The organism is Streptomyces cavernicola, from assembly GCF_029968035.1.
In the GTDB taxonomy this organism is placed as follows: Bacteria; Actinomycetota; Actinomycetes; order Streptomycetales; family Streptomycetaceae; genus Streptomyces; species Streptomyces cavernicola.
The window spans coordinates 1-26,145 of the sequence record NZ_JASCIQ010000041.1; the positions used below are offsets into that span (position 1 = coordinate 1).

At 72.4% G+C, this 26,145-nt stretch carries 25 protein-coding genes; 9 read left to right on the forward strand and 16 right to left on the reverse strand.

Annotation, left to right across the window (positions count from 1 at the left end; all coding sequences use genetic code 11):
- Window positions 1–101: 101 nt before the first annotated feature.
- The 4 genes from QIS96_RS30350 to QIS96_RS30365 are packed head-to-tail and all read right to left on the reverse strand — an operon-like array spanning window position 102 to window position 3,870.
- On the reverse strand, window positions 102–1,259 hold the full coding sequence (locus tag QIS96_RS30350) for an acetyl-CoA C-acetyltransferase (RefSeq protein WP_282546014.1): 1,158 nt from the start codon (window positions 1,257–1,259) through the stop codon (window positions 102–104).
- A gap of 29 nt (window positions 1,260–1,288) precedes the next feature.
- A complete protein-coding gene (locus tag QIS96_RS30355) occupies window positions 1,289–1,876 on the reverse strand; it encodes a TetR/AcrR family transcriptional regulator (protein WP_282546015.1) in 588 nt (195 codons plus the stop codon).
- Between the two features lie 42 nt (window positions 1,877–1,918).
- Window positions 1,919–2,707, reverse strand: coding sequence for an SDR family oxidoreductase (locus tag QIS96_RS30360; protein WP_282546016.1), 789 nt, complete (start codon window positions 2,705–2,707; stop codon window positions 1,919–1,921).
- Entirely contained in the window at window positions 2,704–3,870 is a 1,167-nt protein-coding gene (locus QIS96_RS30365; RefSeq protein ID WP_282546017.1) for an acyl-CoA dehydrogenase family protein, read from the reverse strand. Before QIS96_RS30365 ends, QIS96_RS30360 begins: the two co-directional genes overlap by 4 nt.
- Before the next feature lie 170 nt (window positions 3,871–4,040).
- Here QIS96_RS30365 and QIS96_RS30370 point away from each other — a divergent pair, with 170 nt between their 5' ends.
- The 7 genes from QIS96_RS30370 (at window position 4,041) to QIS96_RS30400 (ending at window position 11,335) form a co-directional block, all read left to right on the forward strand.
- Window positions 4,041–4,913: an enoyl-CoA hydratase gene (locus QIS96_RS30370; RefSeq protein WP_282546018.1), complete on the forward strand. Its 873-nt coding sequence runs from the start codon at window positions 4,041–4,043 to the stop codon at window positions 4,911–4,913.
- A 40-nt stretch (window positions 4,914–4,953) separates the two neighbouring features.
- Window positions 4,954–6,183 carry an acyl-CoA dehydrogenase family protein gene (locus tag QIS96_RS30375; RefSeq protein WP_282546019.1) on the forward strand — a complete coding sequence of 410 codons (1,230 nt, stop codon included), beginning with the start codon at window positions 4,954–4,956 and terminating at the stop codon, window positions 6,181–6,183.
- Complete coding sequence (locus QIS96_RS30380) at window positions 6,183–7,178, forward strand: acyl-CoA dehydrogenase family protein (RefSeq protein ID WP_282546020.1); 996 nt, start codon at window positions 6,183–6,185, stop codon at window positions 7,176–7,178. Before QIS96_RS30375 ends, QIS96_RS30380 begins: the two co-directional genes overlap by 1 nt.
- Before the next feature lie 324 nt (window positions 7,179–7,502).
- Window positions 7,503–8,918 carry an MFS transporter gene (locus tag QIS96_RS30385; protein WP_282546021.1) on the forward strand — a complete coding sequence of 472 codons (1,416 nt, stop codon included), beginning with the start codon at window positions 7,503–7,505 and terminating at the stop codon, window positions 8,916–8,918.
- The gene (locus QIS96_RS30390; RefSeq protein WP_282546022.1) at window positions 8,915–9,991 is read left to right on the forward strand and encodes an acyl-CoA dehydrogenase family protein; all 1,077 of its coding nucleotides are present in this window, start codon (window positions 8,915–8,917) and stop codon (window positions 9,989–9,991) included. The genes QIS96_RS30385 and QIS96_RS30390 overlap by 4 nt, the downstream gene beginning before the upstream one ends.
- Before the next feature lie 122 nt (window positions 9,992–10,113).
- Entirely contained in the window at window positions 10,114–10,626 is a 513-nt protein-coding gene (locus tag QIS96_RS30395) for a hypothetical protein (protein ID WP_282546023.1), read from the forward strand.
- Window positions 10,627–10,714: 88 nt separating this feature from the next.
- Window positions 10,715–11,335 (forward strand): dihydrofolate reductase family protein, encoded by a 621-nt coding sequence (locus tag QIS96_RS30400; protein WP_282546024.1) that lies wholly within the window; start codon window positions 10,715–10,717, stop codon window positions 11,333–11,335.
- Between the two features lie 88 nt (window positions 11,336–11,423).
- On the opposite strand, the gene QIS96_RS30405 is transcribed toward QIS96_RS30400, so the two are convergent.
- From QIS96_RS30405 to QIS96_RS30415, 3 genes are all read right to left on the reverse strand, one after another.
- Window positions 11,424–11,876, reverse strand: a complete 453-nt coding sequence (locus tag QIS96_RS30405; RefSeq protein WP_282546025.1) for a hypothetical protein — start codon at window positions 11,874–11,876, stop codon at window positions 11,424–11,426.
- An 86-nt stretch (window positions 11,877–11,962) separates the two neighbouring features.
- Entirely contained in the window at window positions 11,963–13,126 is a 1,164-nt protein-coding gene (locus tag QIS96_RS30410; protein WP_282546026.1) for a hypothetical protein, read from the reverse strand.
- Between the two features lie 259 nt (window positions 13,127–13,385).
- Window positions 13,386–13,850: a GNAT family N-acetyltransferase gene (locus tag QIS96_RS30415; RefSeq protein ID WP_282546080.1), complete on the reverse strand. Its 465-nt coding sequence runs from the start codon at window positions 13,848–13,850 to the stop codon at window positions 13,386–13,388.
- Between the two features lie 490 nt (window positions 13,851–14,340).
- On the opposite strand from QIS96_RS30415, the gene QIS96_RS30420 reads away from it, so the two are divergent.
- Window positions 14,341–15,192, forward strand: a complete 852-nt coding sequence (locus QIS96_RS30420) for a 5'-nucleotidase, lipoprotein e(P4) family (protein WP_282546027.1) — start codon at window positions 14,341–14,343, stop codon at window positions 15,190–15,192.
- Between the two features lie 145 nt (window positions 15,193–15,337).
- On the opposite strand, the gene QIS96_RS30425 is transcribed toward QIS96_RS30420, so the two are convergent.
- From QIS96_RS30425 to QIS96_RS30460, 8 genes are all read right to left on the reverse strand, one after another.
- On the reverse strand, window positions 15,338–16,234 hold the full coding sequence (locus QIS96_RS30425) for an efflux MFS transporter permease (protein WP_282546028.1): 897 nt from the start codon (window positions 16,232–16,234) through the stop codon (window positions 15,338–15,340).
- Entirely contained in the window at window positions 16,186–16,905 is a 720-nt protein-coding gene (locus QIS96_RS30430; RefSeq protein WP_282546029.1) for an MFS transporter, read from the reverse strand. The genes QIS96_RS30425 and QIS96_RS30430 overlap by 49 nt, the downstream gene beginning before the upstream one ends.
- Window positions 16,902–17,660 (reverse strand): SDR family NAD(P)-dependent oxidoreductase, encoded by a 759-nt coding sequence (locus QIS96_RS30435; protein WP_282546030.1) that lies wholly within the window; start codon window positions 17,658–17,660, stop codon window positions 16,902–16,904. The genes QIS96_RS30430 and QIS96_RS30435 overlap by 4 nt, the downstream gene beginning before the upstream one ends.
- A 97-nt stretch (window positions 17,661–17,757) precedes the next feature.
- The gene (locus QIS96_RS30440; protein WP_282546031.1) at window positions 17,758–18,645 is read right to left on the reverse strand and encodes a helix-turn-helix transcriptional regulator; all 888 of its coding nucleotides are present in this window, start codon (window positions 18,643–18,645) and stop codon (window positions 17,758–17,760) included.
- A 96-nt stretch (window positions 18,646–18,741) separates the two neighbouring features.
- On the reverse strand, window positions 18,742–18,963 hold the full coding sequence (locus tag QIS96_RS30445) for a hypothetical protein (protein WP_282546032.1): 222 nt from the start codon (window positions 18,961–18,963) through the stop codon (window positions 18,742–18,744).
- A gap of 70 nt (window positions 18,964–19,033) precedes the next feature.
- Entirely contained in the window at window positions 19,034–20,218 is a 1,185-nt protein-coding gene (locus QIS96_RS30450; protein WP_282546033.1) for an alpha/beta hydrolase family protein, read from the reverse strand.
- A 217-nt stretch (window positions 20,219–20,435) separates the two neighbouring features.
- Window positions 20,436–21,629, reverse strand: coding sequence for an acyl-CoA dehydrogenase family protein (locus QIS96_RS30455; protein ID WP_282546034.1), 1,194 nt, complete (start codon window positions 21,627–21,629; stop codon window positions 20,436–20,438).
- Window positions 21,630–21,782: 153 nt separating this feature from the next.
- A complete protein-coding gene (locus QIS96_RS30460) occupies window positions 21,783–23,420 on the reverse strand; it encodes a succinic semialdehyde dehydrogenase (protein ID WP_282546035.1) in 1,638 nt (545 codons plus the stop codon).
- Between the two features lie 296 nt (window positions 23,421–23,716).
- Here QIS96_RS30460 and QIS96_RS30465 point away from each other — a divergent pair, with 296 nt between their 5' ends.
- A complete protein-coding gene (locus QIS96_RS30465; protein ID WP_282546036.1) occupies window positions 23,717–24,925 on the forward strand; it encodes an oxygenase MpaB family protein in 1,209 nt (402 codons plus the stop codon).
- Window positions 24,926–24,938: 13 nt separating this feature from the next.
- Here the strand turns inward: QIS96_RS30465 and QIS96_RS30470 are convergent, their stop codons facing one another.
- Complete coding sequence (locus QIS96_RS30470; protein ID WP_282546081.1) at window positions 24,939–26,102, reverse strand: TetR/AcrR family transcriptional regulator; 1,164 nt, start codon at window positions 26,100–26,102, stop codon at window positions 24,939–24,941.
- Window positions 26,103–26,145: the final 43 nt, after the last annotated feature.

Genomic DNA, 26,145 nt, shown 5'->3' on the forward strand with positions numbered 1-26,145 from the left:
TTTCCTGCCCGCGGGCCTTTCGCCGGGCCACGCCCAGCCATGGGCTCAGGCCACGCCCAGTCATGGGCAGCCATGGGCCCAGGCCGCGCCCAGCGGTCCGCTCAGAGACGTTCGATGATCGTCACGTTGGCCTGGCCGCCGCCCTCGCACATGGTCTGGAGGCCGAAGCGGCCGCCGGTGCGCTCCAGTTCGTGCAGGAGCGTCGTCATCAGCTTGGTGCCGGTCGCGCCGAGCGGGTGGCCGAGGGCGATGGCACCGCCGTTGACGTTGACCTTCTCCGGGTCGGCGCCGGTCTCCTTCAGCCAGGCGAGGACCACGGACGCGAAGGCCTCGTTGATCTCGACCAGATCGATCTCGTCGAGCGACATGCCCGCCTTCTTCAGGGCGTACGCCGTCGCCGGGATCGGCGCGGACAGCATCCGGATCGGGTCCTCGCCGCGCACCGACAGGTGGTGGATCCGGGCGCGCGGGGTGAGCCCGTGCTCCCGTACGGCGCGTTCGCTCGCGAGGAGCATCGCCGAGGCGCCGTCGGAGACCTGCGAGGAGACCGCGGCGGTCAACCGGCCGCTCTCGACGAGGGGTTGGAGCCCGGCCATCTTCTCCAGGCTGGTGTCGCGGCGCGGGCCCTCGTCGTGGGCGACGTCCCCGTACGCGACGGTCTCGCGGTCGAAGCGGCCCTCGTCGATGGCGCGGGCGGCCCGCTGGTGGGAGCGGAGCGCGAACTCCTCCATGTCGCGCCGCGAGATGTCCCACTTCTTCGCGATCAGCTCGGCGCCGTGGAACTGGTTGACGGGCTGGTCACCGTAGCGGGCCCGCCAGCCCTCGCCCGCGTACGGGCTGGGCTCGGGCAGGCCGAGGGGGTCGACGGCCTGCCGGCTGGCGAAGGCGATGGGGACCTGCGACATGTTCTGCACGCCGCCCGCGACGACCAGGTCGCTGGTGCCGGAGAGCACCGCCTGGGCGGCGAAGTGCACGGCCTGCTGGGACGAGCCGCACTGGCGGTCCACGGTGACGCCGGGCACCTCCTCCGGGAGCCCGGCGGCCAGCCAGGCGGTGCGGGCGATGTCGCCGGCCTGCGGGCCGACGGTGTCCAGGCAGCCGAAGACGACGTCCTCGACGGCCGCCGGGTCGGCCCCGGCGCGCTCCATGAGCGCCTTGAGTACGTGTGCTCCCAGGTCGGCGGGGTGCACGGCGGCAAGGCCGCCGTTGCGCCGGCCGACCGGGGTGCGAACCGCCTCGACTATGTAGGCCTCGGCCATGGTGTCTCCCTCTATCCGTATGTCCAGTGTCATGTGCGCCGGGCGATGCCCTCAAGGACCGTCGACAGGTACTGGCGGGCGATCTCCTCGGCGCTGTGCTGTCCGCCCGGCCGGTACCAGGACGCGGCGACCCACACGGTGTCGCGCACGAAGCGGTACGTGAGCCGGATGTCGAGGTCCGCGCGGAACGCCTCGGCGGCGACTCCGCGCTCCAGGGTGCCGAGCCACGCCTTCTCGAACTGTGCTTGCGAGTCGGCGAGGTAGCCGAAGCGCGGCTGGTCCAGGAGGTGTTTGGACTCCCTCTGGTAGATGGCGACGGCGGCGCGGTGCCGGTCGATCTCCCGGAAGGACTCGGTGACGAGCGCCCCGAGGGTCTCCCTGGGCCCGAGCCCGGCGGCGAGCACGGTGTCGTACCGGGCCCACAGGGCGTCCAGGAAGGTGGAGAGGATCTCGTCGAGCATCGACTCCTTGGAGTCGAAGTGGTAGTAGAGGCTGCCCGCGAGCATGCCCGCGGCGTCGGCGATCTTGCGGACGGTGGTGGCGTTGTAGCCCTGGGCGGCGAACACCTCGGCGGCGGTGGCCAGGATCTCCTCGCGCCGCTGGGGCGCCGTGCTCATCACGGTCTGCTCGCTGCTGCTCGGCGTCGCGTCATCGCGCTCTCACGCGTGCTGGCTGCTGACGGACAGCACCTCGCCGGTGAGGTACGAGGAGTAGCCGCTGGCGAGGAAGACGATGACGTTGGCGACCTCCCAGGGCTCGGCGTACCGCCCGAACGCCTCGCGGGATGTGAGCTCCTCCAGGAGTTCGGGGGTGGTGACCTTCACCAGGTGCGGGTGCATGGCGAGGCTCGGGGACACGGCGTTGACGCGTACGCCGAAATCCGCGGCCTCCAGGGCGGCGCAGCGGGTCAGGGCCATGACGCCGGCCTTGGCGGCGGCGTAGTGGGCCTGGCCCTTCTGGGCGCGCCAGCCGACGACGGAGGCGTTGTTGACGACGACGCCGCCCTCGCCCGCCGCCTTCATACGGCGGAGGGCGGCGCGGGTGCAGCGCATGGTGCCGTTGAGGGTGACGTCGAGGACCTTGTCCCACTGGGCGTCGGTCATGTCGACGAGGTCCGAAGTGCCGCCCAGGCCCGCGTTGTTGACGACGATGTCGAGCCGTCCGCCGCGTTCCTCGGCGAGGTCGAACAGCGCGGCGACCTGCGTCTCGTCGGTGACGTCGCAGGGCAGCGCGGCGACCCGGTCAGCACCGAACTCGGCGGCGAGCTCGGCCTCGGACTCCTTGAGCCTGCGGGCGTGCGCGTCGGAGATCACCACGCTCGCGCCCTCTTCGAGGAGCCGCCGTGCGGTGGCCCCGCCGATGCCGGCGCCTGCGGCGGCGGTGACGACGGCGCTGCGCCCGGCGAGCAGCTGGTGGCCGGGTACGTACGGGGGCGGGGTCGAGGTCATCCGCGTACCTCCTTGGGGAGTCCGAGCACGCGCTCGGCGATGATGTTGCGCTGGATCTCGTTCGATCCGGCGTAGATGGTGTCGGAGCGGGAGAACAGGTAGAGGCGCTGCCAGTCGGTGAGGTCGTAGGGCTCGCCGTTCGCGAGGAGGCCGTCGGCGCCGCAGACGTCCATGGCGAGTTCGCCGAGCTCGCGGTGCCAGGTGGCCCAGTAGATCTTGCCGATGGACGCCTCGGGTCCGGGCGCCCCGGCGGCGACGCCGTCGAGCATGCGCAGGGCGTTGCCGCGGATGATCTCCAGGCCGGTCCAGGCGCGGGCGATGCGGTCCCGGATCAGCGGGTCAGCGGCCGCGCCGTTGCGTTTGGCGAGGGCGATGACTGCTTCCAACTCGCGCTGGAATCCGACCTGTTGGCCGAGGGTGGACACGCCGCGTTCGAAGCCCAGGGTGGCCATCGCGACCTTCCAGCCGTCGCCGGGGGCGCCGACGATGTGCGAGGCGGGGGTGCGGGCGCCGTCGAAGAACACCTCGTTGAACTCTGAGGTGCCGGTGAGCTGGGTGATGGGCCGGATGTCGACGCCGGGCCGGTGGAGCGGGACGAGGAGGTACGAGAGGCCCTGGTGGCGGGTGGAGCCGGGTTCGGTGCGGGCGACGACGAAGCACCAGTCGGACTCGTGGGCGAGCGAGGTCCAGATCTTCTGGCCGGTGACCACCCACTCGTCGCCGTCGCGTTCGGCCCGGGTACGGACGTTGGCGAGGTCCGATCCCGCGTCGGGCTCGCTGTAGCCCTGGCACCAGAGTTCCTCCACGGCGACGATCTTCGGCAGGAAGCGGGCGCGCTGTTCGGGCGTTCCGAAGGCGATGAGGGTGGGCCCGAGCAGCTGCTCCCCGATGTGGTTGACGCGGGCGGGGGCGTCCGCGAGGGCGTACTCCTCATGGAAGGCGACCTGCTGTTCCAGGCTCGCGCCGCGCCCGCCCTGCTCCTCGGGCCAGCCGATGCACGTCCATCCGGCGGCCGCCAAGTGCCGTTCCCAGGCGAGGCGTTCGGCGAAGGCCTCGTGCTCCCGGCCGGGGCCGCCGCGCCCGCGCAGGGCCGCGAACTCTCCGGTGAGGTTGGCGCGCAGCCAGCTGCGGACCTCGGTGCGGAACTCCTCGACGTTGCTCATGGGCGGCTCCGGCTGCTCTCTGCGGCTCAGCGGCTCGACTTCGACTCTGCGGCTCGACTTCGACGGTGCGTCTCGGCTTCGGCTCTGCGTTTCAACTCGGCGACTCGACTTCTCGACGGCCGAGGGCCCGTACGTTAACCTACCAAACACTTGTTAGGGAAGGAGGGCGGATGTCCGCTGCCCGCACCGGGCCCGGGAACACCGAGCCCAGGGAACCCGTCCGCTACGAACGCCGCGGCCCCGTCGCGATCGTCACGATGGACCGGCCCGACCACCGCAACGCCCAGAACTCCGCGATGACGTACGCCCTCGACCGGGCCTTCTACCGCGCGGCCGACGACAGTGACGTCAAGGTCGTCGTGCTCGCCGGGGAGGGGAAGCACTTCTCGGCCGGCCATGACATCGGCACCCCCGAGCGGGACGCGCATCTGCCGTTCGACCGGAAGGCCGGCCTCTGGTGGGACCACTCGGACAAGGAGGGCGCGGAGAGCCGCTTCGCCCGCGAGTCCGAGGTCTACCTGGGCATGTGCCGCCGCTGGCGCGAACTGCCCAAGCCGGTGATCGCCTCGGTCCAGGGGGCCTGCGTGGCGGGCGGTCTGATGCTCGCCTGGATCTGCGACCTGATCGTGGCCTCCGACGACGCGTTCTTCGCCGACCCCGTGGTCCGTATGGGCATCCCGGGCGTGGAGTACTTCGCGCATCCGTGGGTGATGCCGCCGCGCATCGCCAAGGAGTTCCTGTACACCGGGGACCGGATGAGCGCGCAGCGCGCGTACGAGGTCGGCATGGTCAACCGGGTCGTGCCGCGGGCCGAACTCGGCGACCGGACCCTGGAGTTGGCCGAGCGGATAGCCGACATGCCGCGCCTGGGCCTCGCGTTGACGAAGCGCGCGGTGAACCAGGCCGAGGACCTACAGGGTCTGCACACAGGTCTGGACTCCGTTTTCGGGCTGCACCATGTGGCGCACGCACATAACGCGGAGACGGCGAAGGACTCGCTCGGCGGCATGGACGTACGGGCCATGAAGGAGGCCGCACGGTGACGTACACCGATTCCGTCAAAGCGAAGGAGAACTCCCGCTGATGGACCTCGACTTCACCGCAGCGGAGGACGCGTTCCGCACCGAGGCCCGTGCCTGGCTCGCCGCGCACGTCCCCGCGACCCCGCTGCCCTCCCTGGAGACCGCCGACGGCTTCGCCGCGCACCGGGAGTGGGAGCGCGCCCTGCACGCCGACCGCTGGTCGGTGGTGTCCTGGCCCGAGGAGTTCGGGGGCCGCGGCGCCTCGATCCTGCAGTGGCTGATCTTCGAGGAGGAGTACTACGCGGCCGGCGCCCCCGGGCGGGTCAGCCAGAACGGCATCAACCTCCTCGCCCCCACCCTCTTCGAGCACGGCACCGACGAGCAGCGCGCCCGCGTCCTGCCGTCCATGGCGAGCGGCGAGGTGATCTGGGCGCAGGCCTGGTCGGAGCCCGAGTCCGGCTCCGACCTCGCCTCACTGCGCTCCACCGCCCAACGGGTCGACGGGGGTTGGCTGTTGAACGGCCAGAAGACCTGGTCGTCGCGCGCTGCGTTCGCGGACCGGGCGTTCGGCCTGTTCCGCAGCGACCGGGAGGGCCTGGAGGCGGGCAAGCCGCACCGGGGCCTCACGTATCTGATGTTCCCGCTGGACGCGGACGGTGTGACCGTGCGGCCCATCGGGCGGCTCGACGGCAAGCCCGCGTTCGCGGAGCTGTTCCTGGACGAGGTGTTCGTGCCGGACGCGGACGTGATCGGCGAGCCCGGCCAGGGCTGGAAGGTCGCGATGAGCACGGCGGGGAACGAGCGCGGCCTGACTCTGCGCAGCCCCGGCCGGTTCACGGCGGCCGCCGACCGGCTCACCGAGCTGTGGCGCGCCGAGGGCGACCCCGGCGACACGGCGCTGCGGGACCGGGTCGCGGACGCGGTGATCGGCGCCCGCGCCTACCGGCTGTTCACGTACGCCAACGCCTCGCGGATCGCCGAAGAGGGGGGCGGGCCCGCAGGGCCCTCGGGCAAGGGTGGTGGTGGGCGACGGGCGGGATCGATCGGCGCGGAGTCCAGCCTCAACAAAGTCTTCTGGTCCGACCTGGACATCGCCCTGCACGAGACGGCGCTCGACCTGCTCGGCCCGTACGGCGAGCTGTCCGACGAGGCGAACGACGCGCCTGCGCACGGGAGTTGGGCCGAGGGGTACACATTCTCGCTCGCCGGGCCCATCTACGCGGGCACCAACGAGATCCAGCGCGACATCATCGCCGAGCGGCTGCTCGGTCTGCCGAAGGGACGTCGGTGATGCGGTTCCTCCTCGACGACGAGCAGCGGGAGTTCGCGCGCTCGCTCGACAAGATGCTGAGCGCCGCCGACCCGGCGGCGACGATCCGGGCCTGGGCGGCCGGGGACACCGGCCCCGGCCGCGCCCTGTGGGCGAGGCTGGCCGAGGCCGGGGTGTTCGCCCTCGCCGTGCCGGACGAACACGAGGGCACGGGCTTCCTGCCGGTCGAACTCGCCGTGTCCTTCCGCGAGTTGGGGCGGCATGCGACGCCGGGTCCGCTCGTGGAGACGGTGGCCGCGGCCGCGCTGCTCGGCCGGCTCGGCGGCCCTCTCGCCGCCGACCACCTGCCCGGCATCGCCTCCGGCAAGACCGCCGCATCGCTCTGCCTGGCCTCCCCCACCTCCCCGTACGCCCTGGACGCCGACGCCGCCGACGCGGTGTTCGTCGTCGACGGGGACACGCTGCGGCTCGCGGAGTCGACGGGGCCCGTGCAGCCGTCGTCCGACCCTGCCCGGCGGCTGGCCCGGCCGGTCGGGGGCGCGGTGCTACGGCAGGGCGAGGAGATGGCGGCCGCCGCCGCGCACGCCGCCGAGGTCGCGGCGCTCTGCACGGCGGCACAGGCGCTCGGCGTGGGCCGCACGCTGCTCGCGCAGACCGTCGCATACGTGGGCGGGCGCACCCAGTTCGGCGTCGCGATCGGCTCGTTCCAGGCGGTGAAGCACCGGCTCGCGGACGCGCTGATCGCCCTGGAGTTCGCCGAGCCGCTGGTGCACGCGGCGGCCCTCGCGCTCGCGTCGGGGGACGCGGAGGGCCCTGCCTCGGGCCCCGCGGTGGCCGCCGCGAAGGTCGCCGCCTGCGAGGCCGCGTACACCGCCGGACGCTCGGCGCTGCAACTCCACGGTGCCCTCGGCTACACCGAGGAGCTCGACCTGTCCCTGTGGATCCGCAAGGCCCGCGCGCTGCGCACGGCCTGGGGCACGCCCGCGGAGTGCCGCGCCCGCGTGCTCGCCGGCTGAGCCCCCTCCCCCGCCGTCTCCGCTAGGGGGCGTCTCCCCGATCTTTGCGGGTCCGCGACGCCTGGCACGCTCCCCCAAGCTCTCGGCTGCGCTCGAGCAGGGAGGTACCCCCATCGCCGCACGCCCGAATCACCCAAGTACCTCCAGTACGAGGGAGATCCGGTCGCACGCCGAGAGCACGCACCAGACGCCGCGGCCTGATCCGCAAAGATCGGAGAGACACCCCCTAGGCCCAACTCCCCACACCCTCCCCCAAGCTCTCGGCTTCGCTCGAGCAGGGGGACCCCCACGCACTTACTCCGCCCACCGCACACGGGAGTACCCATGTCCGCCGCACCCTCCCCGAAGGACCCAGCGAGACCCGCAGCCGCGCCCGACCCCGCGCTGCTGCGCAAGGTGGCGCTGTCGAGTCTGCTCGGCACCGTCATCGAGTACTACGACTTCCTGCTCTACGGGACCATGGCCGCCCTCGTCCTCGGCCCGCTGTTCTTCCCCGAGTCGAACCCGACGGTCGGCATGATCGCCTCGTTCGGCACCCTGGCCGCCGGCTATGTCGCACGGCCGGTCGGCGGCATGGTCTTCGGCCACTTCGGCGACCGGGTCGGCCGCAAGACGATGCTCGTCCTGACCATGGTCCTGATGGGAGCGGCGAGCTTCCTCATCGGCCTCCTGCCCACGTACGAGTCGATCGGCATCGCGGCGCCCGTGCTGCTCGTGCTGCTCCGCGTCGTGCAGGGCATCGCCATCGGCGGCGAGTGGGGCGGCGCGACGCTGATGGTCGTCGAGCACGCCGAGGCGGAACGCCGAGGGCTGTGGAACGGCGTCATGCAGATGGGGTCGCCGATCGGCTTCCTGATGTCGACCCTCGCCGTGACCGCGACCACGACACTGCCCCGCGACCAGTTCATGTCCTGGGGCTGGCGCGTCCCGTTCCTGTTCAGCGCGCTGCTCATGGCCATCGGCCTGTACGTGCGGATCAGCGTCTCGGAGAGCCCGCTGTTCCGGCAGGCCGTCGACGCCCAGCAGAAGCAGGCCGTCGCCAAGCCCCGTCCGCCGCTCCTGAAGGTGCTGCGCAGGCCCCGCGTGCTGCTGCTCGCCTGCGCGGTCGGCATCGGCCCCTTCGCCCTGACCGGCCTGATCAGCATCTTCATGCTCACGTACGCCACGGGCATCGGCTTCGCCACCGCCGACGTCATGAACGGGCTCATCGCCGCCTCGCTGATGGCTCTGGTGACGATCCCGCTGTTCTCCGCACTGTCCGACCGCCTCGGCCGCCGGAAGGTCGTGGTGGGCGGCGCGGTGGGCATCGCGCTGTGCGCCTTCCCCATGTACGCCCTGATCGACACGGGGAAGCCGGCCCTGCTGATCGTGGGCATGCTCATCGGCCAGCTGCTGCAGTCCGCGATGTACGCGCCGCTCGGGCCGCTGCTCTCCGAGATGTTCGGCACCGAGGTCCGCTACACCGGGGCGTCCATGGGGTACCAGCTGGCCGCGCTCATCGGCAGCGGATTCACGCCGCTGATCGCCGGCGGTCTCCTTTCCGGCCCGGAGGGGATGCGGAGCGGACCCCTCGCGATTCTGGCGATCGTCTGCGCCGTCGTGTCGCTGCTCGCGATCTGGCGCATCCGCGAGACCCGTGGCAAGGACCTGTCGGAGGAGTACGATGCCGGGGCCTCGGGCGAGAATCCGCCGGCTCCCGGTCCCTCAACCACCGTGTTCGAGAAGGGAGTTGACGTATGAGGCTGACCGAGGAGCAGGAGGAGTTGCGCTCCGCCGTACGGTCGCTGCTCGGGCGCCATGAAGGGGCCGCCGCCTGGCTGCCGTTGACCGAGCAGATCGGCGCGACCGGGCTTGCCGTGCCCGAGGAGTACGGCGGGGCGGGCTGCGGGGCGCTCGAAGTGCACGTGGTGATGGAGGAGTTGGGGCGCGAGCTGAGCCCCGTCCCGTATCTCGGCTCCGCGGTGCTCGCCGTACAGGCGCTGCTCGCCTCCGGCGACAAGGCGGCGTGCGAGGAGTTCCTGCCGGGGCTCGCCGAGGGCACGGCGGTCGGGGCGCTGGCCTGGGCCGAGGAGGGGTCCTGGGATCCGGAGGCTGTGCGGGCGGAGGCGGTTCCCGGGCCTGACGGCGATACGTGGCACCTCACCGGCGCCAAGGAGCATGTGCTGCACGGGGCCACGGCGGACCTGCTGCTCGTCGCGGCCCGCACTCCGGAAGGGGTGTCGTTGTTCCACCTGCCGGTGGACGGTGCGGGGATGCGCCGCTCGGCGGTCGTGGCCATGGACGGCACGCGGGACCTGGCGCGCCTGGAGCTCGACGGCGCCGAGGGACGGCTGGTCGGCGCGGCGGGCGAGGGCGGCCGGGTGCTGCGGCACGTGCTCGACCTGGCCTGCGCGGCGCTCACCGCCGAGCAGGTCGGTGCGGCCGAGCGCTGCCTGGAGCTGACGGTCGCGTACGCGAAGGAACGCGTCCAGTTCGGCCGTCCCATCGGCTCGTTCCAGGCGGTGAAGCACCGTCTGGCCGATGCGTTCGTGCTGGTGGAGTCGGCCCGGACGGCCGCCCTGGGCGCGGCGTTCGCGGCGGCCGAGGGCTCCACGGAACTGACCCGACGGGCGGCCGTCGCCAAGGCGGCCTGCTCGGAGGCGTTCTCGACGGTGGCCGGCGAGATGATCCAGCTGCACGGCGGCATCGGCATCACCTGGGAGCACGACGCCCACCGCTACTTCAAGCGGGCCCACGGCACGACCCAGCTCCTCGGCACACCGGCCTGGCACCGGGGGCGGATCGCGGCGGGGCTTGGGCTCACGGCCGCGTGATCCGGGAGCGGGGCGGAGCGGAGCCGACTGCTGCTCGGCTTCGCCCCCGCTCCGCCGGGTCGGCGGTGGGCCTGCGGAATATCCTGGTCAGGTAGGTGAACGCCGAAGAAGGTGCAGCTGCCATGGCCCGGTTGGTGGTCCGCGGAGGCGAGCTTGTCGTACGCCTCACCTGGTGGGAGAAGCTCGCAGCCCGGCACGGCGACGTCCATGTGCCGATCGGCGCGGTCGAGCGGGTCACGGTGGACGCGTCCTGGTGGCGGGTCCTGCGCGGCACGCCGGGCCGGGGCACGTGGATCCCCGACGTGCTCAGTGTCGGCGTACGGAACGTCACGGGCCTGGACCCGTCGAAGGCGGAGGCCGCGGGCCTCGGCCCGTCGGACGCGCACGGATCGCGCGCGGGCCCGACGACGGAGGGTTCGGGCACGGACACCGGCGCCGAGGGCGCGGAGGGCTCGCCTGCTCGGGACTTCGTCGCGCTCCGCCCGCGTTCGGGCCCGGTGGTCTGCGTCGACCTGCTGCCGAACGCCTCCCCGTACGCCCGGCTCTCCGTCACGGACCGCGCCCCCGACGCGACGGCGGCCACGGTGCGGATGGCCGTCTACCGCGCGCACACCGCGCCGCCACCGTCGTCGTAGCGGTCGTCGTGGTTCTCTCGGTCGCATTGCCGCGTGTGGTGGCCGCGACGACCATGGTGAGGACGGCGGTCGAGGAGAGCGGTGTGTGATGAAGCTGGTCGTGCAGGAGTTCCTGACCCTGGACGGGGTCTCGCAGGGCCCGGGGGCGCCGGACGAGGACACCAGCGGCGGTTTCACCCGCGGCGGCTGGTTCGTACCGCACCTGGACGAGGAGTTCGAACAGCTCGCCGCCGACTGGCTCGGCCGGGCCGACGCGCTGCTCTTCGGCCGCCGCACCTACGAGAACTTCGCCCGCGACTGGCCCGCGATGGCCGGCCTGCACCCCCTCGCGGACACGATGAACGGCCTGCCCAAGTACGTCGCGTCCGACCACCTCGACGAGGCGGCCTGGGATCCGACCACGATCCTGTCCGGTGACGTGCCCGCCCACGTCGCGCGGCTCAAGCAGCAGCCCGGCGGCGAGCTCCAGGTGCACGGCAGTGCCCTGCTCGCTCAGTCCCTGCTCGCCGCCGGGCTCGTCGACGAGTTGCGGCTCGTGATCGCCCCGGTCGTCGTGGGCCAGGGCCGCCGGCTGTTCCCCGACGGCGGCGCCCCGGCCGGTCTCCGGCTCGACGGGCACCGGACGACGCCCGGCGGTCTCTCCGTCCACGTCTTCCAGTGCACGGGGCTGCCGGAGTACGGGACTTTCGAGGTCAAGGGCGAGGCCTGAGGTCGCCGAGGCCTGAAGTCGAGGTGAGGGGGCGGGATCTGAGGTCCGGCCCGCCGGAGTGGCGGCCAGGGGAGCCGGCCGGGTCCCGTCAGTCGGCCAGTGCCGCGTTGACCTTCTCCAGTTCCTGCTGCGGATCCATCATCCGGGCGAGCACGGTCAGGTCGTCCCGGCTGTAGCGGGGGCGCACGTCCTCGTCCCAGCTCAGTGCGGCTTCCTCCAGCGGCTCGACGGCCTCCGCGAGCCGGCCGAGGCGGTGCAGGACGAGCCCGTAGTACCCGGCGGCCTCCGTCCCGTGCGGTTCCCCGTACCCCTCTTCCCAGGCCTCGCGCAGGAACGGCTCCGCCTCGGCGTACGCGCCGCGCTGGGCCTTCAACTTGCCCGCGAGCAGGGCGTGCAGCGACCTGCCGCCGGCCGCCGCGCGCTCGTACCAGCGCTCCGCCTCCTGGAAGTCGTAGTGCTGCTCGGAGAGCCGGCCCATCTTGAAGCACGCGTAATGGTTCCCCGCCTCGGCGGACCTGCGGTACCACTTGTCGCGCAGCACCGGCTCGCGCGCCTCGCGGTACAGGTCCCCGAGGTCGTACGCGGCCTCCGCGTCGCCCGCCGCCGCGGCGGGTTCGTACCACCGGATCAGGGCCCGGGGGCCACGCCCGGCCGCTCGGCGAGCGCTTCCCCGTACGCGTACGCGGCGTCGGCGTCGCCCGCCTCCGCGCGCTCGCGCAGTGCGGTCAGGCCGCGCGGGTCGGGGTCGCCGGGTGCGCTCGCGTCGTCCTCGGCGCGCAGGGCGGCGATGTTCTCAAGCTGCGCGAGAACTTTCGCGTCGTTCTCCCCAGCCTTGCGGAACCAGCGTTCGGCGTCCTCGTACCGCCACTGCCACTTGCGCAGCAGGCCCAGTTTCCAGGCGGCGCGGCGGTTTCCGCGGGCGTACGAGACCTCGTACCAGTGCTCCGTCTCGGCGATCTCCCCGCGCTCCGAGTGCAGGATGCCGAGGCCGAACGAAGCACCGTCATACCCCGCTTCGTGGGCCTGGAGGAGCAGGGCGCGTGCCTCGGGCCAGGCTTCGTAGTCGGTGGTGACGGCCTGGAACGAGGCCTGCGCGACGCGGGCCTTCTCGCTGCGGGCGGCGGCCCTGCGGTAGAGGTCCGCGGCCTGCTCCGCGAGGCCGGGGTAGGTGCGGAAGTGCCCCTGCTCCTCCAGGTCGAGGAGCGGGCCGGTCGTCTCGACGGCCCGCTCGGCGGCTGTCTCCGCGTCGCCGTACTCCGCCGCCGCCTCGGCGTTGTCGAGGGTCTCCTCGATCCGGGCGAACTGCTCCCCGATCGACTCGAAGAGCTCCACCCAGCGGAAGACCGCGATGTCGCCCAGGCCCACGTCCTCCCGCAGGAACTTCGCCGCCTCGTCCAGGCGTCCCTCGGCGGCCAGTTGCTTGCCCAGCTCGATCTTGCAGTCGAGGTGGCCGCCCCACTCCCAACCGTGCCGGAACCACTCGGCGGCCTCGGGGTCGCCGTTCTCCTTGAGGAGTACGCCGAGTCCGTAGGCGGAGTCGGAGTGCCGTTCGGCGACGGCACGGTAGAGCGCCTCGGCCGCGGTCCGGTCGCCGCGGACCTTCCGGTAGCGGGCGAGGGTGTAGTGCGAGAAGGCGTCACCCTCGGCCACCGCCCGTTCCCAGTACGGAATGCCCTCGTCCACGTGGTGCCCGAGCACGAAGAAGTCGGTGTGACGCCACGCGTTCTTCTCGTCCCCGGCGCGCGCGGCGGCGACGAGCGCCTCTCCGTGACTCTGCGATTCCTGCGTCATGCGCCTCATCGTTTCAGTCGCCCAAGCCCCGCCCCGGCAGCGGGGGTTGAGCCGGGGACGGCACCTGCATCGGCTGGGTGGGCCCCACGCCTGAACTCGCCCGCAGCGACCGCCCCGTGGCGTCCCTCCGCTACAAGACGACGCCTTCCGGCTGCTCGCCGCCGGCCGTCCGTCCGGCGAGCGCGCTGCTCGGGCTCACCGTCGCCTACCACGAGGACCCGCGCGCAGCACCTCGTCGAGCCCCACCCCCGGTCGCGTCTCAGAGGTGTCGTCCCATCAAGGTGCACATCGTCTCGTGGCGGCGGAGCTCACCGTCGGGCCCTTCCTCGTCCCAGGCGTCGGGTTCGCGGCCGTACGCGGCGTAGCCGAGGCGTTCGTACAGGGCGCGGGCGCGTGGGTTGTCCTCCTCCACTGCCAGTTCGGCTCTCCTCAGGCCGCGGGCGCGGATGCGCTGTTCGGCGGCGCGGACGAGGAGCGTGCCGAGGCCGCAGGACTGGAGCGCCGGGAGCACGGCCAGCTGCCAGAGGGTGCCGGCCCCTTCGGACGCCTGGTAGTCGACGCCGCCGATCGCCACGGGTACGTCCGCCGGGGTGCACACCGCCAGGTAGTCCACTTCTCCGGCGGCGGCGCGCGCCAACTCGTGCTCCACATGGCTCAGATGGGTGGCCGAGCCCGACCAGCCGCAGTCGGCCAGGTCGCGGGGCAGCAGGTCGCGCACCTTCACCGGTACGACGAGGTCGGTGGGCGAGTTGGCGTCGGCATAGGTCTCGGTATCGGTATCGGTGACGGCGGGCGTGGCTGCGCGGGGAGTGGTCACGTCGGCGAGCATGCCGATCGGGCCGTCGGCGCCGCAAGACAATTCCCCTGACCTGCAGCGCGGCGGGCTCCCCGGCCTCGCGGGCGTCGTGGTCGGTCGCGCAATGATCCGCCGCCTCCACGCAACGAATGCACGCTCCCGGCGAGTCCGTGCTCCCGTAACATCACTGCCCACGAGCAGCGGAGACCCCGAGCTCAGGCCCGCCCCCGGCCGCCCACAGGGCTGTGGCCCCGTATCGCGTACGCGCCGAACTCCCTCGCCCACCTGTCGAGTTGGACCCGGCGGCGACCGGCGGGCGCGCCCACTCTCCCCCGAGAACCCGCATCATCCGCATCACCCCCATCGTCCCCAACACCCCCTTACCACTCGTCCCTTGAGGTCGAGCCGAGGAGCAGGAATGGCTCTTTCCCGACGTGCCATGGTCACCGGAATCGCCGCAGGCACGGTGCTGCCGCTGGCCGCTCAGTCGCAGGCACAGGCACAGGCGCAGGCCGATGCCGCCGGTGACGAGGTGCAGAACATCCTGAGCACCGCGGCCGCCTGGCGTCAGACCGCCGCCGAGCGCGACATGCTGTACCGGCAGGCCTTCAACATCGCGGCCGACCGGCTCGACGCGGCACTGCGCGGGGAGGGCCAACAGCGCCGGGGGCGCCGCCCGTTGGCGTTCGTCTCGGACGTCGACGACACGGTCCTCTCGTCCGACACGTACTGGGCGCGGCTGCTCTCCGCCGGCAAGCAGGCCTTCGACGACGAGCTGTGGGACGCGTGGGTGCGTGAGAACGGCCCGACCCCGACGCCGGGCGCCGTCGAGTTCACCCACTACGCCGAGAGCAGGGGCGTTCAGGTCTTCTACGTCTCGTCCCGGGACCAGGGGCCGGACACCCATGAACTCGGCGTCGCCAACCTGCGCCACGCCGGACTCGCCTTCGCCGACGACGCACATGTGACGATGCTGCGCGACTCCTCGGACAAAGAGCCGGCGCAGCGGGCCATCGCGGCGGAGTACGACGTGATCGCCTACCTCGGGGACAACCTCAACGACTTCGCCCGTCGCTACTACGTCAAGTCGGTGTCCGAGCGGAAGGCGCTGGCCACGGAGGACTCCGAGCGGTTCGGCCGTGACTTCATCCTGTTCCCGAACAACACCGACGGGCACTGGATGCGTGCGATCTTCGGCGAGAGCGAGCCGGCGGACACTCCGGCCTACCGCGCCCGGATGCTGCAGGCCGCCCAGGGGCTGGTCACCTGAGGCGCCCCCGACTCTGACCCCGGAGGCCACACTGCGCGAGATCACCGACCCCTAGGCCGTGTCCGTAAAATCCTGCCTGCCCCCGACGCCTGGCACGGCCTAGAGCCGCGTCATGATGCGCGCCGCCCGCCGAGCAGGACGTAGATCAGTACCGAGAGGCCCGCGCACACCCCCGCACCGGCCCACAGCACCGACTGCCACGCGCCGGTGAGGCTCTCGGCGACGAACGTGCCGAATTCCGGGCGCAGTTGGGCGGGGACCTGGGCGAGCGGTCCGGTGAGGTCGCCGGCGTTGACGCTGTCGGCGAGCTCGGCGGGCCCGGCCTCGTAGGAGGGGAACGGTCGAGTCCCGTGGCGACGTTGCTGCGGACCAGGCCGACGAGGGCCGCGCTCGCCGCCGCGATGGCCAGCGCCTCGCTGCCGAGGCGCAGGGTGTTGAGGAACCCGGCGGCCGTGCCGGTGGCCTCGGGGGCGACGACGTCCAGTACCGCCCCGTCGACCAGGCCGAAGTTGAGGCCGAGCCCGACGCCCAGGGTGATCAGCGGCGGGGCCAGCTCGCCCGGGGTCACGGCGGGCGCGAGCGTGCCCGCGAGCCAGGCCACTCCTGCCGTGAGGCAGAGCAGGCTGAGGCCGAACACGTGGCGTGCGGTGAGGCCTCGGCGCGGCAGCCAGGTGGCCAGGAGCGGGGTCACCAGGATCGGCAGGGTCATCAGGAGCATGACGCCGCCCGCCTGGGGGCCGGAGTAACCGTTCGCCACCAGCAGGTAGTTGGGCAGCAGCGGGAGCAGGATGACGAACGAGCAGGTGGCGACGACGGGGATCAGGCACAGCGCCATGAACCGGCCGTTGCGCAGCAGCCGCAGGTCCAGCATGGGCTGCCGTACGCGGAGTTCCACCACCGCGAACACCGCGAGCAGCACCGCGGAACCGGCGAGCAGCCCCAGCACACCGGTGCTCCCCCAGCCTTGCTGCGGGCCCTCGACGGTGCCGAGCATCAGCAGGAAGAGCCCACCGGAGAAGGCCGCGGTACCGGCCCAGTCCACCCTGGCCCGCCCTGCCTGGGCCGTCGGCGCACTCTCACGCCCGCCCGCGCCCGGCAGCAGCGGCACCGCACAGCACAGCACACGAGCAGCATCAGCGCCGCGTGCAGGCCGAAGAAGGCGCGCCAGCCGAGCAGTTCGGTCACGACGCCCGCGGCCATCGCGCCGAGCGCCAGACCCGCGCCCGTCATGATGCCGAGCGCCCCGAACGCCCGGCTGCGCGCCCGCCCTTGGAAGGTCTCGCCGATCAGGGAACTGCCGCTGGTCAGCAGGGCCGCCGCGCCGAGGCCCGCGAGGGCGCGCGCGAGGTCGAGGGCCATGATGTCGTCCACCGTCGCGCTCACCGCCGACGCCGCCGTGAACAGCGCCGCCCCGGCCCCGAACACCCGCCGCCTGCCCCACAGATCGGCGAGGGAGCCGCAGGCGAGGAGGAAGCTCGCGAAGGTCAGGTTGTACCCGTGGACCACCCACTGCAGGGCCGCGAGGGACGCGCCGGTGTCCCGCCCGACCGCGGGCAGTGCCACACCGGACCCGGTGACCGAGGTCGGCAGGACGAGCAGGGCGAGGAGTACGGCGACGAGTACGGGAACATGGCCGCGCCGTCCCGCCGTGGCCGCGGGCGACCGGTCCGGCCGCGGCCGTGCGGACGCCGCCCGCGTCGTCTGAGCGCTCATACGGCGGGCACCGAGCCGACGAGGCCGCCGTCGACGACGAGGTCCTGGCCGGTGATGTACGCCGCGTCGTCGGAGGCGAGGAACGCGACCGCCGCGGCGACCTCATCCGGGTGGCCGAGCGAACCGAGCGCCACCTCCGCCGAGTTGCGGGCCTCGGCAGCCGGGTCCGGGTTGGCCTCGCGCCACATCGCCGTGTCGATGTAGCCGGGGCTGACGGAGTTGACGCGGATGCCGCGCGGGGCGAGGTCGGAGCCCAGGGTGCGGGCGAGGTTGTGCACGGCCGCCTTGCTCGCGGAGTAGACCGACGCCACGGACAGGCCGCGGTACAGGGTCCAGGAGGCGTTGAGGACGACCGCTCCGCCGCGCGGCATCAGCGGGAGCGCCTTCTGCACGGTGAAGAAGACGCCCTTGAAGTTGACGTCCACGGTGCGGTCGAAGTCGTCCTCGGTGAGGTCCGCGGCCGGCTTGAAGACCCCGATGCCCGCGTTGGCGAAGACCACGTCGAGGGTGCCGCGCCAGGTCTCGACCCGGCGCATCAGCACGTCGAGTTCGGCCGTCGAGGAGGCGTCCGCCCGTACGGCGAGGACCCGGTCGTCGACCGCGTCGAGCCGGGCGACGGCCGCGTCCAGGCGCTCCTGGTCGCGGCCGGTGAGGACGACGTACGCGCCCTCGTCGAGGAAGCGTCGTGCGGTGGCGAGGCCCATGCCGCTGGTGCCGCCGGTGATCAGGGCCGTCTTGTTCGTGAATCTCTGCATGCCGACGATCCTGGGCGGCCGCGCGCGGCCCCGGCAGTGTCGGTCGAACCTGGGTCTGTCACCACCACCCTCGCGCTCCCGCCGGGGGGTGAGCGTCCTACGCGACGTCGGCGGTAGGGATAGGGGTCGGGTGCGGGGTCGCCGTCGCGTCGAGGAGCCCCGCCACCCGCTCCTCGGTGGGCGTCCCCTCCAGTGGCGTGTACAGCAGCAGCCGCGCGCCCGGCAGATCGGCCAGGGGCAGCATCGTGTAGTCGAAGGCCAACTCGCCCGCGTCGGGGTGCACGAGGGACTTCACGCCTTCCGTGGTGCTGCCCACCGGATGCTCCGCCCAGACCGCGGCGAAGGCCGGGCTCGCGGCGCACATGTCCTCCACGAGCCGGCCGAACTCGGGGTCGTCCGGGTAGCGCGCCGCGTCGGCCCTGAACTGGCCGACGATCTGCCGGGCCGCGTCCTCCCAGCCGCACAGCGAGGCCCGGAAGTGCGCGCGGGTGAAGAAGCTGACCAGGCAGCAGCTGTGGTCCAACTCGCCATAGCCGAAGACCAGTTGGGCGGCGCGGTTGACGGCGAGGAGTCGCCAGTGCCGGTCGATGGCGTACGCGGGGCGCGGCAGCCAGCCGTCGATGACGCGTCGGATCCCGGCCGGCACAGCCCGGTCGGCGGGGTCCGCCGGGGGCGGGTTGAGCCCGGCGAGGAGGTAGAGGTGCTCGCGCTCAGCGGGGTCGAGGCGCAGCACCCGGCCGACGGCGTCGAGGACTTCGGCCGACACGTTGATGTCCCGGCCCTGCTCCAGCCACGTGTACCAGGAGACTCCCACCCCGGCGAGCACGGCCACTTCCTCCCGCCGCAGTCCTGGGGTGCGGCGGCCGCTGCCGGCTGCCATGCCGACGTCCTCGGGCGTCACCCGGGCCCGGCGCGACCGCAGGAAGGCCCGTATCTCCGCGCTGCGTCGTTCCCGGGCGTCCGCGGACAGTTGTGAGAGCTCCATCCGGCCATGCTAGGCAGCGTCCGCGCACCGGAGTTGAACCCGTGACGGTGAGACGCCGCGGGCGGCGTCTCACCGTTTCCAGAGCGCGGTCATCTTCTAGAGCGCGGTCATTTTGCTGTAGGGGCTGAGGATGCGCTGCTGCGTCGAGCCGAAGTCGACGAGGACCGCGATGCCGTCCTCGACGCCGATGACCCGGCCGAGGCCGTACATGTCGTGCGTGACCTGGTCGCCTACGGCGAAGTACTTGGGGGCCGGTGTGTCGGGGACCTTGAAGGGGCTGGTGGGCAGATGACGCTTCGGTGCTGCGGGCTTAGTCATTGCCCTCAGTATGCGCCTGCGGGAGCGCTGCTCCGTACGGTCGTCGGCGTCGTCCGTCCGCCGTGCCGGCTCAGGTGCAGCTGCCGGTCTCCAGGGTGCAGAACCTGACCTGCGGATAGTCCTCGGACGGCCGGTCCAGGAGGGGTTGGGCGCGGTGGCGCAGATGCTGGTGGAGGAAGGCGCGGGTATAGCTGCGGACGATCTCCGTGGCGCGGGCGGCGGGCAGTTCGGCTCCGATGTCGAGTCCCAACTGCTCGGCGAGGAGCCCGACATCGGTGAAGGAGGCGTGTTCGGCTCCGGCCACGACGAGCCAGCGCTTCCAGCCGGTCAGATGCGGCCAGTCACGTTCCCAGGTGGCAACCGCGCCGCCGCCGCTGCCCGGCGTGTACTGGTCCTGTCTGCCCAAGAACAAGAACGGCCGGGGCAGTCCACTGTCCGGGACCGGCACGTCGGTGGTGCCGTCGATGTCCATGCCCGCGCGCACCCGGGGGTCGGTCGCCATCGACGGGACGGCGCTCGCGCCGCCGACGGAGTGTCCGGCCATCGCTATCCGTGCGGGGTCGACGAGGCGAGCGCCGTCCCACCGCGCGTGTTCCCCGGTGAGTTCGTCGAGTACGAAGGAGACGTCGGCGGCCCGGCCGGTGACGAGCCGTTTCCAGAACGCCTCGTCGTGCCCGACCTCGCAGGCGGCGCAGGTGGCGACCCGGCCGCCGGGGAAGGTCGTGGCGACGCTCTCGTAGGTGTGGTCGATCGCGGCGACCACATAGCCGTGGCTTGCCAGGTCCTCGGCGAGGGAGGTCAGCGTCGCGCGGGGCTTGCCGAAGCCGGGTGAGAGCACGACGAGGGGAAGCCTGCGCGGGGGCCCTGCCGGTCGGGCGTCGGCTGTGGAGTGGGTCCGGGTCGTGCTCAGCACGTCCGGCGGGACGCCGGTGATGCCGCCTTCCCTGAGGAGCAGTTCGGATTCGGTCGGCGTCATGTACTGCGCCCGCCGCCCGTGCGGTGACGCCGTCGGGTACCAGAGGGAGACCATGAGTTCGCGCGCGCCCGCCTCGGGAACCCAGGGGTCGGCGCGGGACGCGTCGGTGAGGTGCAGGGAGGTGCTGCCGACCGCGCGGGGCCCGGTCGGTCGGGGCAGATGCGGTGCGGCGACGCCCGGCTCCTCGGCGGCCGAGGCAGGCGGGCCGCCGATGCCGACGGCGAGCGTGAGCAGTGCGATGGCCGCGGTGAGGCCGCGGCGGAGGAGCGCGTACTGCATGGGCGGGTCCGTTCTCTGGTCGGGACGATTCGGAGCCTAGAGCCGTCGCCGCATCAGCCGCGTCGTCCCTGCGGCCCCTTCTCCCGCCTCCCTCTCAGGGACCAGGCTCGGGGTCCCCTCACCCCTGAGAGGGAGGCGGCACTGGTCCCGAGGCCGCACTGGTCCCGAGGCGGCACTGGCCCCGAAGCGCACTGGTCCCGAGGCACCCAAAGCGCCCCTACAGGCCCAGGTCCCGCGCCACGATCTCCTTCATGATCTCCGTCGTGCCGCCGTAGACGGTGGTGATGCGGGAGTCCAGGTAGTCGTGGGCGATGCGGTACTCCAGCATGTAGCCGTAGGCGCCGTGCAGTTGGAAGCAGCGGCCGACGATGTCGACGTAGTGCTCGGTGGCCCAGGCCTTCGCCGCCGCGGCGTCCACGGGGCCGAGTTCGCCGCGCGAGTGCCGGGCGAGCAGGTCGTCGATGTAGGTACGGCCGACGCGTGCCGTGGTCACCATCTCGGCCAGCTGGAAACGGGTGTTCTGGAAGGAGCCGACGGTCCGGCCGAACGCCTTGCGCTCCTTGACGTACGCCACGGTCCGCTCCAGTACGCCCTCGATGGACGCCATGGCGTTGGCGGCGATCGAGATACGTTCCTGGGCGAGGTTGCGCATCAGGGACTTGAAGCCGGAGCCCTCCGCGCCGAGCAGGTTGGCGGCGGGGACGCGGACGTCCTGGAAGAACAACTCGCTGGTGTCCTGGGCGTGCAGGCCGATCTTCTCCAGGTTGCGGCCGCGCGCGAAACCGGGCCGGTCGGCCTCGACGACGAGCAGGCTGATCCCGCCGTGCCGGTCGGGTCCGGTGCGTACGGCGGTGACGACCAGGTCGGCGTTCTGGCCGTTGGAGATGAACACCTTGCTGCCGTTCACCAGGTAGGAGTCGCCGTCTCTGACCGCGGTGGTGGTGAGGCCGGCGAGGTCGCTGCCGGTGCCGGGCTCGGTCATCGCGACCGCGACGATCAACTCGCCCGCGGCGATCCCCGGCAGCCAGCGGGCCTTCTGCTCGTCGTTCGTCAGGCCGGTGAAGTACGGCACGACGATGTCGTTGGAGAGGCCGACCCCGGCGAGGCCGTCCGACGCGGGGTGGCGGGAGAACTCCTCGGCGATCACCGCGTTGAAGCGGAAGTCGGCGACCCCGCCGCCGCCGTACTCCTCGGGGATGTTGAAGCCGAGGATCCCGGCGCGGGCGGCCTCCCGGAAGAGTTCCCGGTCGACCTTGCCCTCGGCCCGCCAGCGCTCGGCGTGCGGGGCGGCGTGCTTGTCGGCGAACGCCCGGACCGTCTGACGCAGCAGTTCGTGGTCGGCGTCGTACAGCGAGCGGCCGCCGAAGATCCCCGGCACGCTCGTGGACATGGATGCGCTCGTGTACGTCATCAGGGCTCCGATCTGGGGTGCTCTCGTACGTGCGACGAGAGCGGTCAACGGGAGGGAAGCAGCACGGGTTTGAGTACGCGCCCGGCCCGCTGGTCGGCGTCGCGCGCAGTGCCTGCCGGCGTTCGCGTACGTGCACGCGTGCAGCGTCGCCGTTCATCGCACCCGTAGCCGACGCAGCAGGGACAGTTGGCTGTTGGTGCGTCGGACGAAGTCCTGCACGGCGGTCGGGCCGGGCTTCGGCGGTCCGAGGGGCAGCAGCCGCTGCGTGGCGACCGTCCGGCTCTCGGTGTACTTGAGGATTCCCTCGGCCCCGTGGCGTCTGCCGAGTCCGCTGTCGCCCATGCCGCCCATCCCTGCCTCGATGCTGCCGGCCGCCGCTGCCGCGCCGTCGTTGACGTTGACCGCCCCGGCGCGGATCCGCCCGGCGAGGCGGCCGGCCGCTCGGGTGTCCTTCGACCAGACCGACGCCGACAGGCCGTAGGAGCCCCGGTTGGCCAGGTCCACGGCTTCGCTGTCCGTGCCGTACGGGTAGAGGGAGAGCACCGGACCGAAGGTCTCCTCGGCGCAGACGGGCATCTCGTCCGTGACGCCTTCGAGGACCGTCGGTTCGTAGAAGAGCGGACCGATGTCGGGGCGGGCCCGGCCGCCCGCGAGTACGGTCGCGCCCGCGGCCACCGCGCCGTCGACGTGCGCCGCGACCGCCGCGAGGCGGGCCGCCGAGGTGAGGGAGCCGACGTCGGCCGTGTAGTCGTAGGAGCGACCGAGGCTCAAGTCCCGCGTGGCGCGGACGAGTTCGGTGCGGAAGGCGTCGTAGACCGTCTCGTGTACGTAGACCCGCTCGATGTGGATGCACATCTGGCCGGTGTTGGCGAAGGCGGCCACGACGGCGCCTGCGGCCGCGGCGGCGAGGTCGGCGTCCTCACGCACGATCAGCGGGTTCTTGCCGCCGAGTTCGAGGGACACCCCGACCAGGCGGCGGGCGGCGCGCTCCGCGACCGTGCGCCCGGTGGCGGTCGACCCGGTGAAGCAGACGAAGTCGACGGCGTCGACGAGCGCCGTCCCGACGACGGGCCCCGGTCCTGTCACGATGCGCCACAGGTCGGCGGGGAGCCCGGCCTCGGCCATCAGGGCGCGGGTCCACAGCAGGGTCAGCGCGGTCTGCTCGTCCGCCTTGGAGACGACGGCGTTACCGGCCAGGAGCGCGGGCAGCGCATCGCCGACGCCGAGGTAAAGGGGGTAGTTCCAGGGGGAGATGACGCCGACCACGCCCTTCGGCACACGCTCCTCCCGGACCTTCGTCAGGCCCGGCACCATGCCGCGCACCCGCCTGGCGGCGAGGTGGCGCGGGGCGCAGCGCGCGTAGTGCCGGGCGATCGCGGCGACCTGGGCCACCTCCTGCCAGGCGTGGTAGCGGGCCTTGCCGGTCTCCCACTGGATCAGGTCGAGCACCTGCTCCTGCCGTTCGAGCAGCAGGTCGTGGAAGGCGAGCACGACGTCGGCTCGGCGGCTCAACCGCGTGTGAGCCCAGGCGAGTTGGGCCGCTCGCGCCTTCGCCACCGCCGCCTCGACGTCCTCCGGTACGCAGGCGGGGACGGCCGGGAGCGGCGTCAGGTCGAACGGCGCGAGGACCGGGTCCGGTGCAGCATCGGAACCCTCGCCCTCGCGGCTCACCCACACACACCACCGCGCGATCGCCTCGTCCGTCACCCACGCGGGCCGGGCGCCGAACGCCTCGCCGTCCGCCGTCTCCTCATCGGGTGGTGCGGGGGTCTGGTCCTGTTCCGTGGTCATGCGAGCTCCTCGGTCGTACGGACTCGGTCGTACGGGGAGTGCGGGGGGGGCGGGGACTACGGGGGGGAGTACGAGGGGGAGTAGGGGGACTACGGGACGCCGTCGACACCCCTGTGCACGCCTCGCGCACGGCTCACGCACGCCCTTGCGCATGCCCTTGTCGACGGCGACGCGCCTCGCTATGTTAATCGGAAATCACATCCTGGAACAAGCTCCTCAGCCGTGCCGGCAACGCCAACACCGAGTCTTACAAGGCGTGTTGAGTGACACGCCCCACCAGGAAGGCGCTTAAGTCAATGAGTAATCCAAGCCGTAGGAAAGTCATCTCGCTCGGGGTCGCCCTGGGCCTCGTGGGCGCGGCGGGCCCGAGCACCGCGTGGGCGTGGTCACCGCAGGGCTCGGTCGCCGGATCGGGCGCGGGCACCGACCCGGAGTACGTGTGGGACGACGAGGTGGACCGGCTGCTCGTCGCCCTCATCGAGAACGGTCAAGTCCCGGAGGTCAACAACGCCCTGGCATCGTGGGTGAACAACGACGACCCGCTGCCCGCCGGTCTGCCGACGGACCTCGGCGCGTGGCTGCGGAAGGTCAACTCCCTGCCGTCGTGGGCGGATCCGGCGAAGCTCGCGCGCGCCGCCGACTTCAACCGCCGCAAGGACACGTACCTGTTCATGCTGTACGGGCTCGGCAGCGGGATCATGAGCACCGTGATCCCGCGTGAGGCGCGCAGCGTCTACTGGTCGGCGGGCGGCGCGGACATGAAGGACCGCGCGGCCAAGACGTTCACGTTCGGGTACGACCTGGCGCAGTTGAAGGGCTTCGAGCCGGAGGGCCAGTTCGTGGTCACGGCCAACAAGACGCGTCTGGTGCACGCCGCGGTGCGGCATCTGCTGCCGCAGTCGCCGCACTGGGCGGGCGGCTCGGACCAGGACATCCCGATCAGCAACGCCGACATCCTGGTCACGTTCCACAGCCTCGGCACGTACGTACGCAGGAAGCTGCTCGAATGGAAGGTGCCGTTCTCGGCCGAGGACCAGGAGGCGTTCCTGCACAGCTGGCAGGTGGCCCTGCATCTGCTCGGCGTACGGGAGGAGTACATCCCCAAGTCGTGGGCGGCCGCGGAGGAGCAGTCGGAACAGGTGCTCACGCCGATCCTCGCGCCGACGACCGAGGGGATCCGGCTGGCCGAGGATCTGCTCGGGCTGCCGTCCCAGGTCGACCTGGGTGTGACGCGGGGGTTCCTCAACGAGTTCGTGCGCTACGTCCTCAGCGACGAGATCGGCGACTGGCTCGGCCTGGAGCGGGACCCTGCTGCGGCGGCCCTGATCCGCACCGGGTGGCCGGCCTTCGTCCTGTTCCGCGAGGGTCTCACGCCGGTCGCGCCCGGCGCCTTCTACGTCTTCGACCAGTTCGTGCGCGCCCTGGCCATGGCGTTCCTCAACAACGGCTCGTCGGGCACGACGACGCCCATCGTGATCCCGACGGGGAACCGGCCGAGCTCGTGAGGGTCTCCGGCGCTCAGACGCCCAGGGCCCCCACGACCAACTCCGTTACGGTGGACCGGTGTTCGGGGCTGTCGCGCCAGCGCAGGCTCCGCCCGGCCTCGACCACCACGCCGAACCCGGCGTGCACCAGGACCCGGGCCTGACGCGGGTCGAGTCCAGGGCGGGCCAGCCTCAACTGCTCCTCCCAGACGGCGATGTGCTCGCGCTGCGCCTGCACGAGGGGCCGCTGGAGCTCGGCCGGCAGGCCCACGAACTCGGCCTCCGCGACGCTGGTGAGGGCGGTGTGCTCGAAGCTGTACGCCACGTACGTCGCCGCGAGGGCCTCCACTGCCTCCCTGGGGTCGGTCACGTCGCGCAGGCTCTGGTCCACCGCCTGGGCGAGGAGTCCGGCCGCCTGCAGGCAGGCCGCCGCCAGGATGTCGACCTTGCCCGGGTAGTGCCGGTAGAGCGCGGACGGGGTGAGCCCCACAGCCCGCGCGATCTGGCCGTTGGTGACGGCGGTGAAGCCGTCGCGGGCGAACAGCGGGACGGCGGCGGCGAGGATCTCCGCACGCCGCGAGCGCGGCACGGGCAGGGCGGGCAGCTCGACGCGCGGTGCGCTTCCCCGGCCGCGCGCGGGATCGGTCGCGGCGAGCCGCAGGGCGCAGTCCACCATCAGTTCCTCGACCCGGCGTTGGGCGATGGAGGTGCGGTGCATGGTGAGCGAGCCGATCGCGCCGAGCGCCGACACGGCCCTCAACTGCGCGTCCGGCAGCGGCACTTCGCTCCGTACCGCCTCGGCGACCCGGCCGACGACGCGAGCGAACTTGCCCCTGAGGAGGCGGCGGTCCTCGCGGTCGAGGTACCTGGCCTCCCAGCGGTACACGCCCCCCGATGCGCGGTGCGCGACGGTGACCCGGATGAGCGCGGTGAACACGTCCGCGGGGGCGGCGTCGGGCGGGAGTTCGTCGAGCGCGGCGACGAGCCGGTCCACCATGGCGTGCGCGCACTCGGCGAACAGCGCGTACTTGTTGGGGAAGTGGCGGTACAGGGCCGCGGCGGAGATGCCCACGCCCGCGGCGATCTCCTCCATGGACGCCGCGTGGTACCCGCGCTCGCTGAACAGCCGTCCCGCCGCCTCGACGATGAGCTGCCGGCGGTTGCGCGGGCGGGTGGCGGAGATCGACTCGGCGGTCATGAACCGGCGGAAGGGTGCGGAGACGGGGCCATGCGGCTCAGTC

Bases quoted from the DNA above. Each gene is read 5' to 3' on its own strand.
- QIS96_RS30370 (WP_282546018.1), top strand. From the start codon at position 4,041: ATGTCCGCTGCCCGCACCGGGCCCGGGAACACCGAGCCCAGGGAACCC.
- QIS96_RS30450 (WP_282546033.1), bottom strand. From the start codon at position 20,218: ATGCAGTACGCGCTCCTCCGCCGCGGCCTCACCGCGGCCATCGCACTG.
- QIS96_RS30435 (WP_282546030.1), bottom strand. From the start codon at position 17,660: ATGCAGAGATTCACGAACAAGACGGCCCTGATCACCGGCGGCACCAGC.
- QIS96_RS30395 (WP_282546023.1), top strand. From the start codon at position 10,114: ATGGCCCGGTTGGTGGTCCGCGGAGGCGAGCTTGTCGTACGCCTCACC.
- QIS96_RS30445 (WP_282546032.1), bottom strand. From the start codon at position 18,963: ATGACTAAGCCCGCAGCACCGAAGCGTCATCTGCCCACCAGCCCCTTC.
- QIS96_RS30400 (WP_282546024.1), top strand. From the start codon at position 10,715: ATGAAGCTGGTCGTGCAGGAGTTCCTGACCCTGGACGGGGTCTCGCAG.
- QIS96_RS30440 (WP_282546031.1), bottom strand. From the start codon at position 18,645: ATGGAGCTCTCACAACTGTCCGCGGACGCCCGGGAACGACGCAGCGCG.
- QIS96_RS30420 (WP_282546027.1), top strand. From the start codon at position 14,341: ATGGCTCTTTCCCGACGTGCCATGGTCACCGGAATCGCCGCAGGCACG.
- QIS96_RS30455 (WP_282546034.1), bottom strand. From the start codon at position 21,629: ATGACGTACACGAGCGCATCCATGTCCACGAGCGTGCCGGGGATCTTC.
- QIS96_RS30460 (WP_282546035.1), bottom strand. From the start codon at position 23,420: ATGACCACGGAACAGGACCAGACCCCCGCACCACCCGATGAGGAGACG.
- QIS96_RS30385 (WP_282546021.1), top strand. From the start codon at position 7,503: ATGTCCGCCGCACCCTCCCCGAAGGACCCAGCGAGACCCGCAGCCGCG.
- QIS96_RS30470 (WP_282546081.1), bottom strand. From the start codon at position 26,102: ATGACCGCCGAGTCGATCTCCGCCACCCGCCCGCGCAACCGCCGGCAG.
- QIS96_RS30380 (WP_282546020.1), top strand. From the start codon at position 6,183: ATGCGGTTCCTCCTCGACGACGAGCAGCGGGAGTTCGCGCGCTCGCTC.
- QIS96_RS30465 (WP_282546036.1), top strand. From the start codon at position 23,717: ATGAGTAATCCAAGCCGTAGGAAAGTCATCTCGCTCGGGGTCGCCCTG.
- QIS96_RS30375 (WP_282546019.1), top strand. From the start codon at position 4,954: ATGGACCTCGACTTCACCGCAGCGGAGGACGCGTTCCGCACCGAGGCC.
- QIS96_RS30390 (WP_282546022.1), top strand. From the start codon at position 8,915: ATGAGGCTGACCGAGGAGCAGGAGGAGTTGCGCTCCGCCGTACGGTCG.
- QIS96_RS30355 (WP_282546015.1), bottom strand. From the start codon at position 1,876: ATGAGCACGGCGCCCCAGCGGCGCGAGGAGATCCTGGCCACCGCCGCC.
- QIS96_RS30350 (WP_282546014.1), bottom strand. From the start codon at position 1,259: ATGGCCGAGGCCTACATAGTCGAGGCGGTTCGCACCCCGGTCGGCCGG.
- QIS96_RS30430 (WP_282546029.1), bottom strand. From the start codon at position 16,905: ATGAGCGCTCAGACGACGCGGGCGGCGTCCGCACGGCCGCGGCCGGAC.
- QIS96_RS30410 (WP_282546026.1), bottom strand. From the start codon at position 13,126: ATGACGCAGGAATCGCAGAGTCACGGAGAGGCGCTCGTCGCCGCCGCG.
- QIS96_RS30360 (WP_282546016.1), bottom strand. From the start codon at position 2,707: ATGACCTCGACCCCGCCCCCGTACGTACCCGGCCACCAGCTGCTCGCC.
- QIS96_RS30365 (WP_282546017.1), bottom strand. From the start codon at position 3,870: ATGAGCAACGTCGAGGAGTTCCGCACCGAGGTCCGCAGCTGGCTGCGC.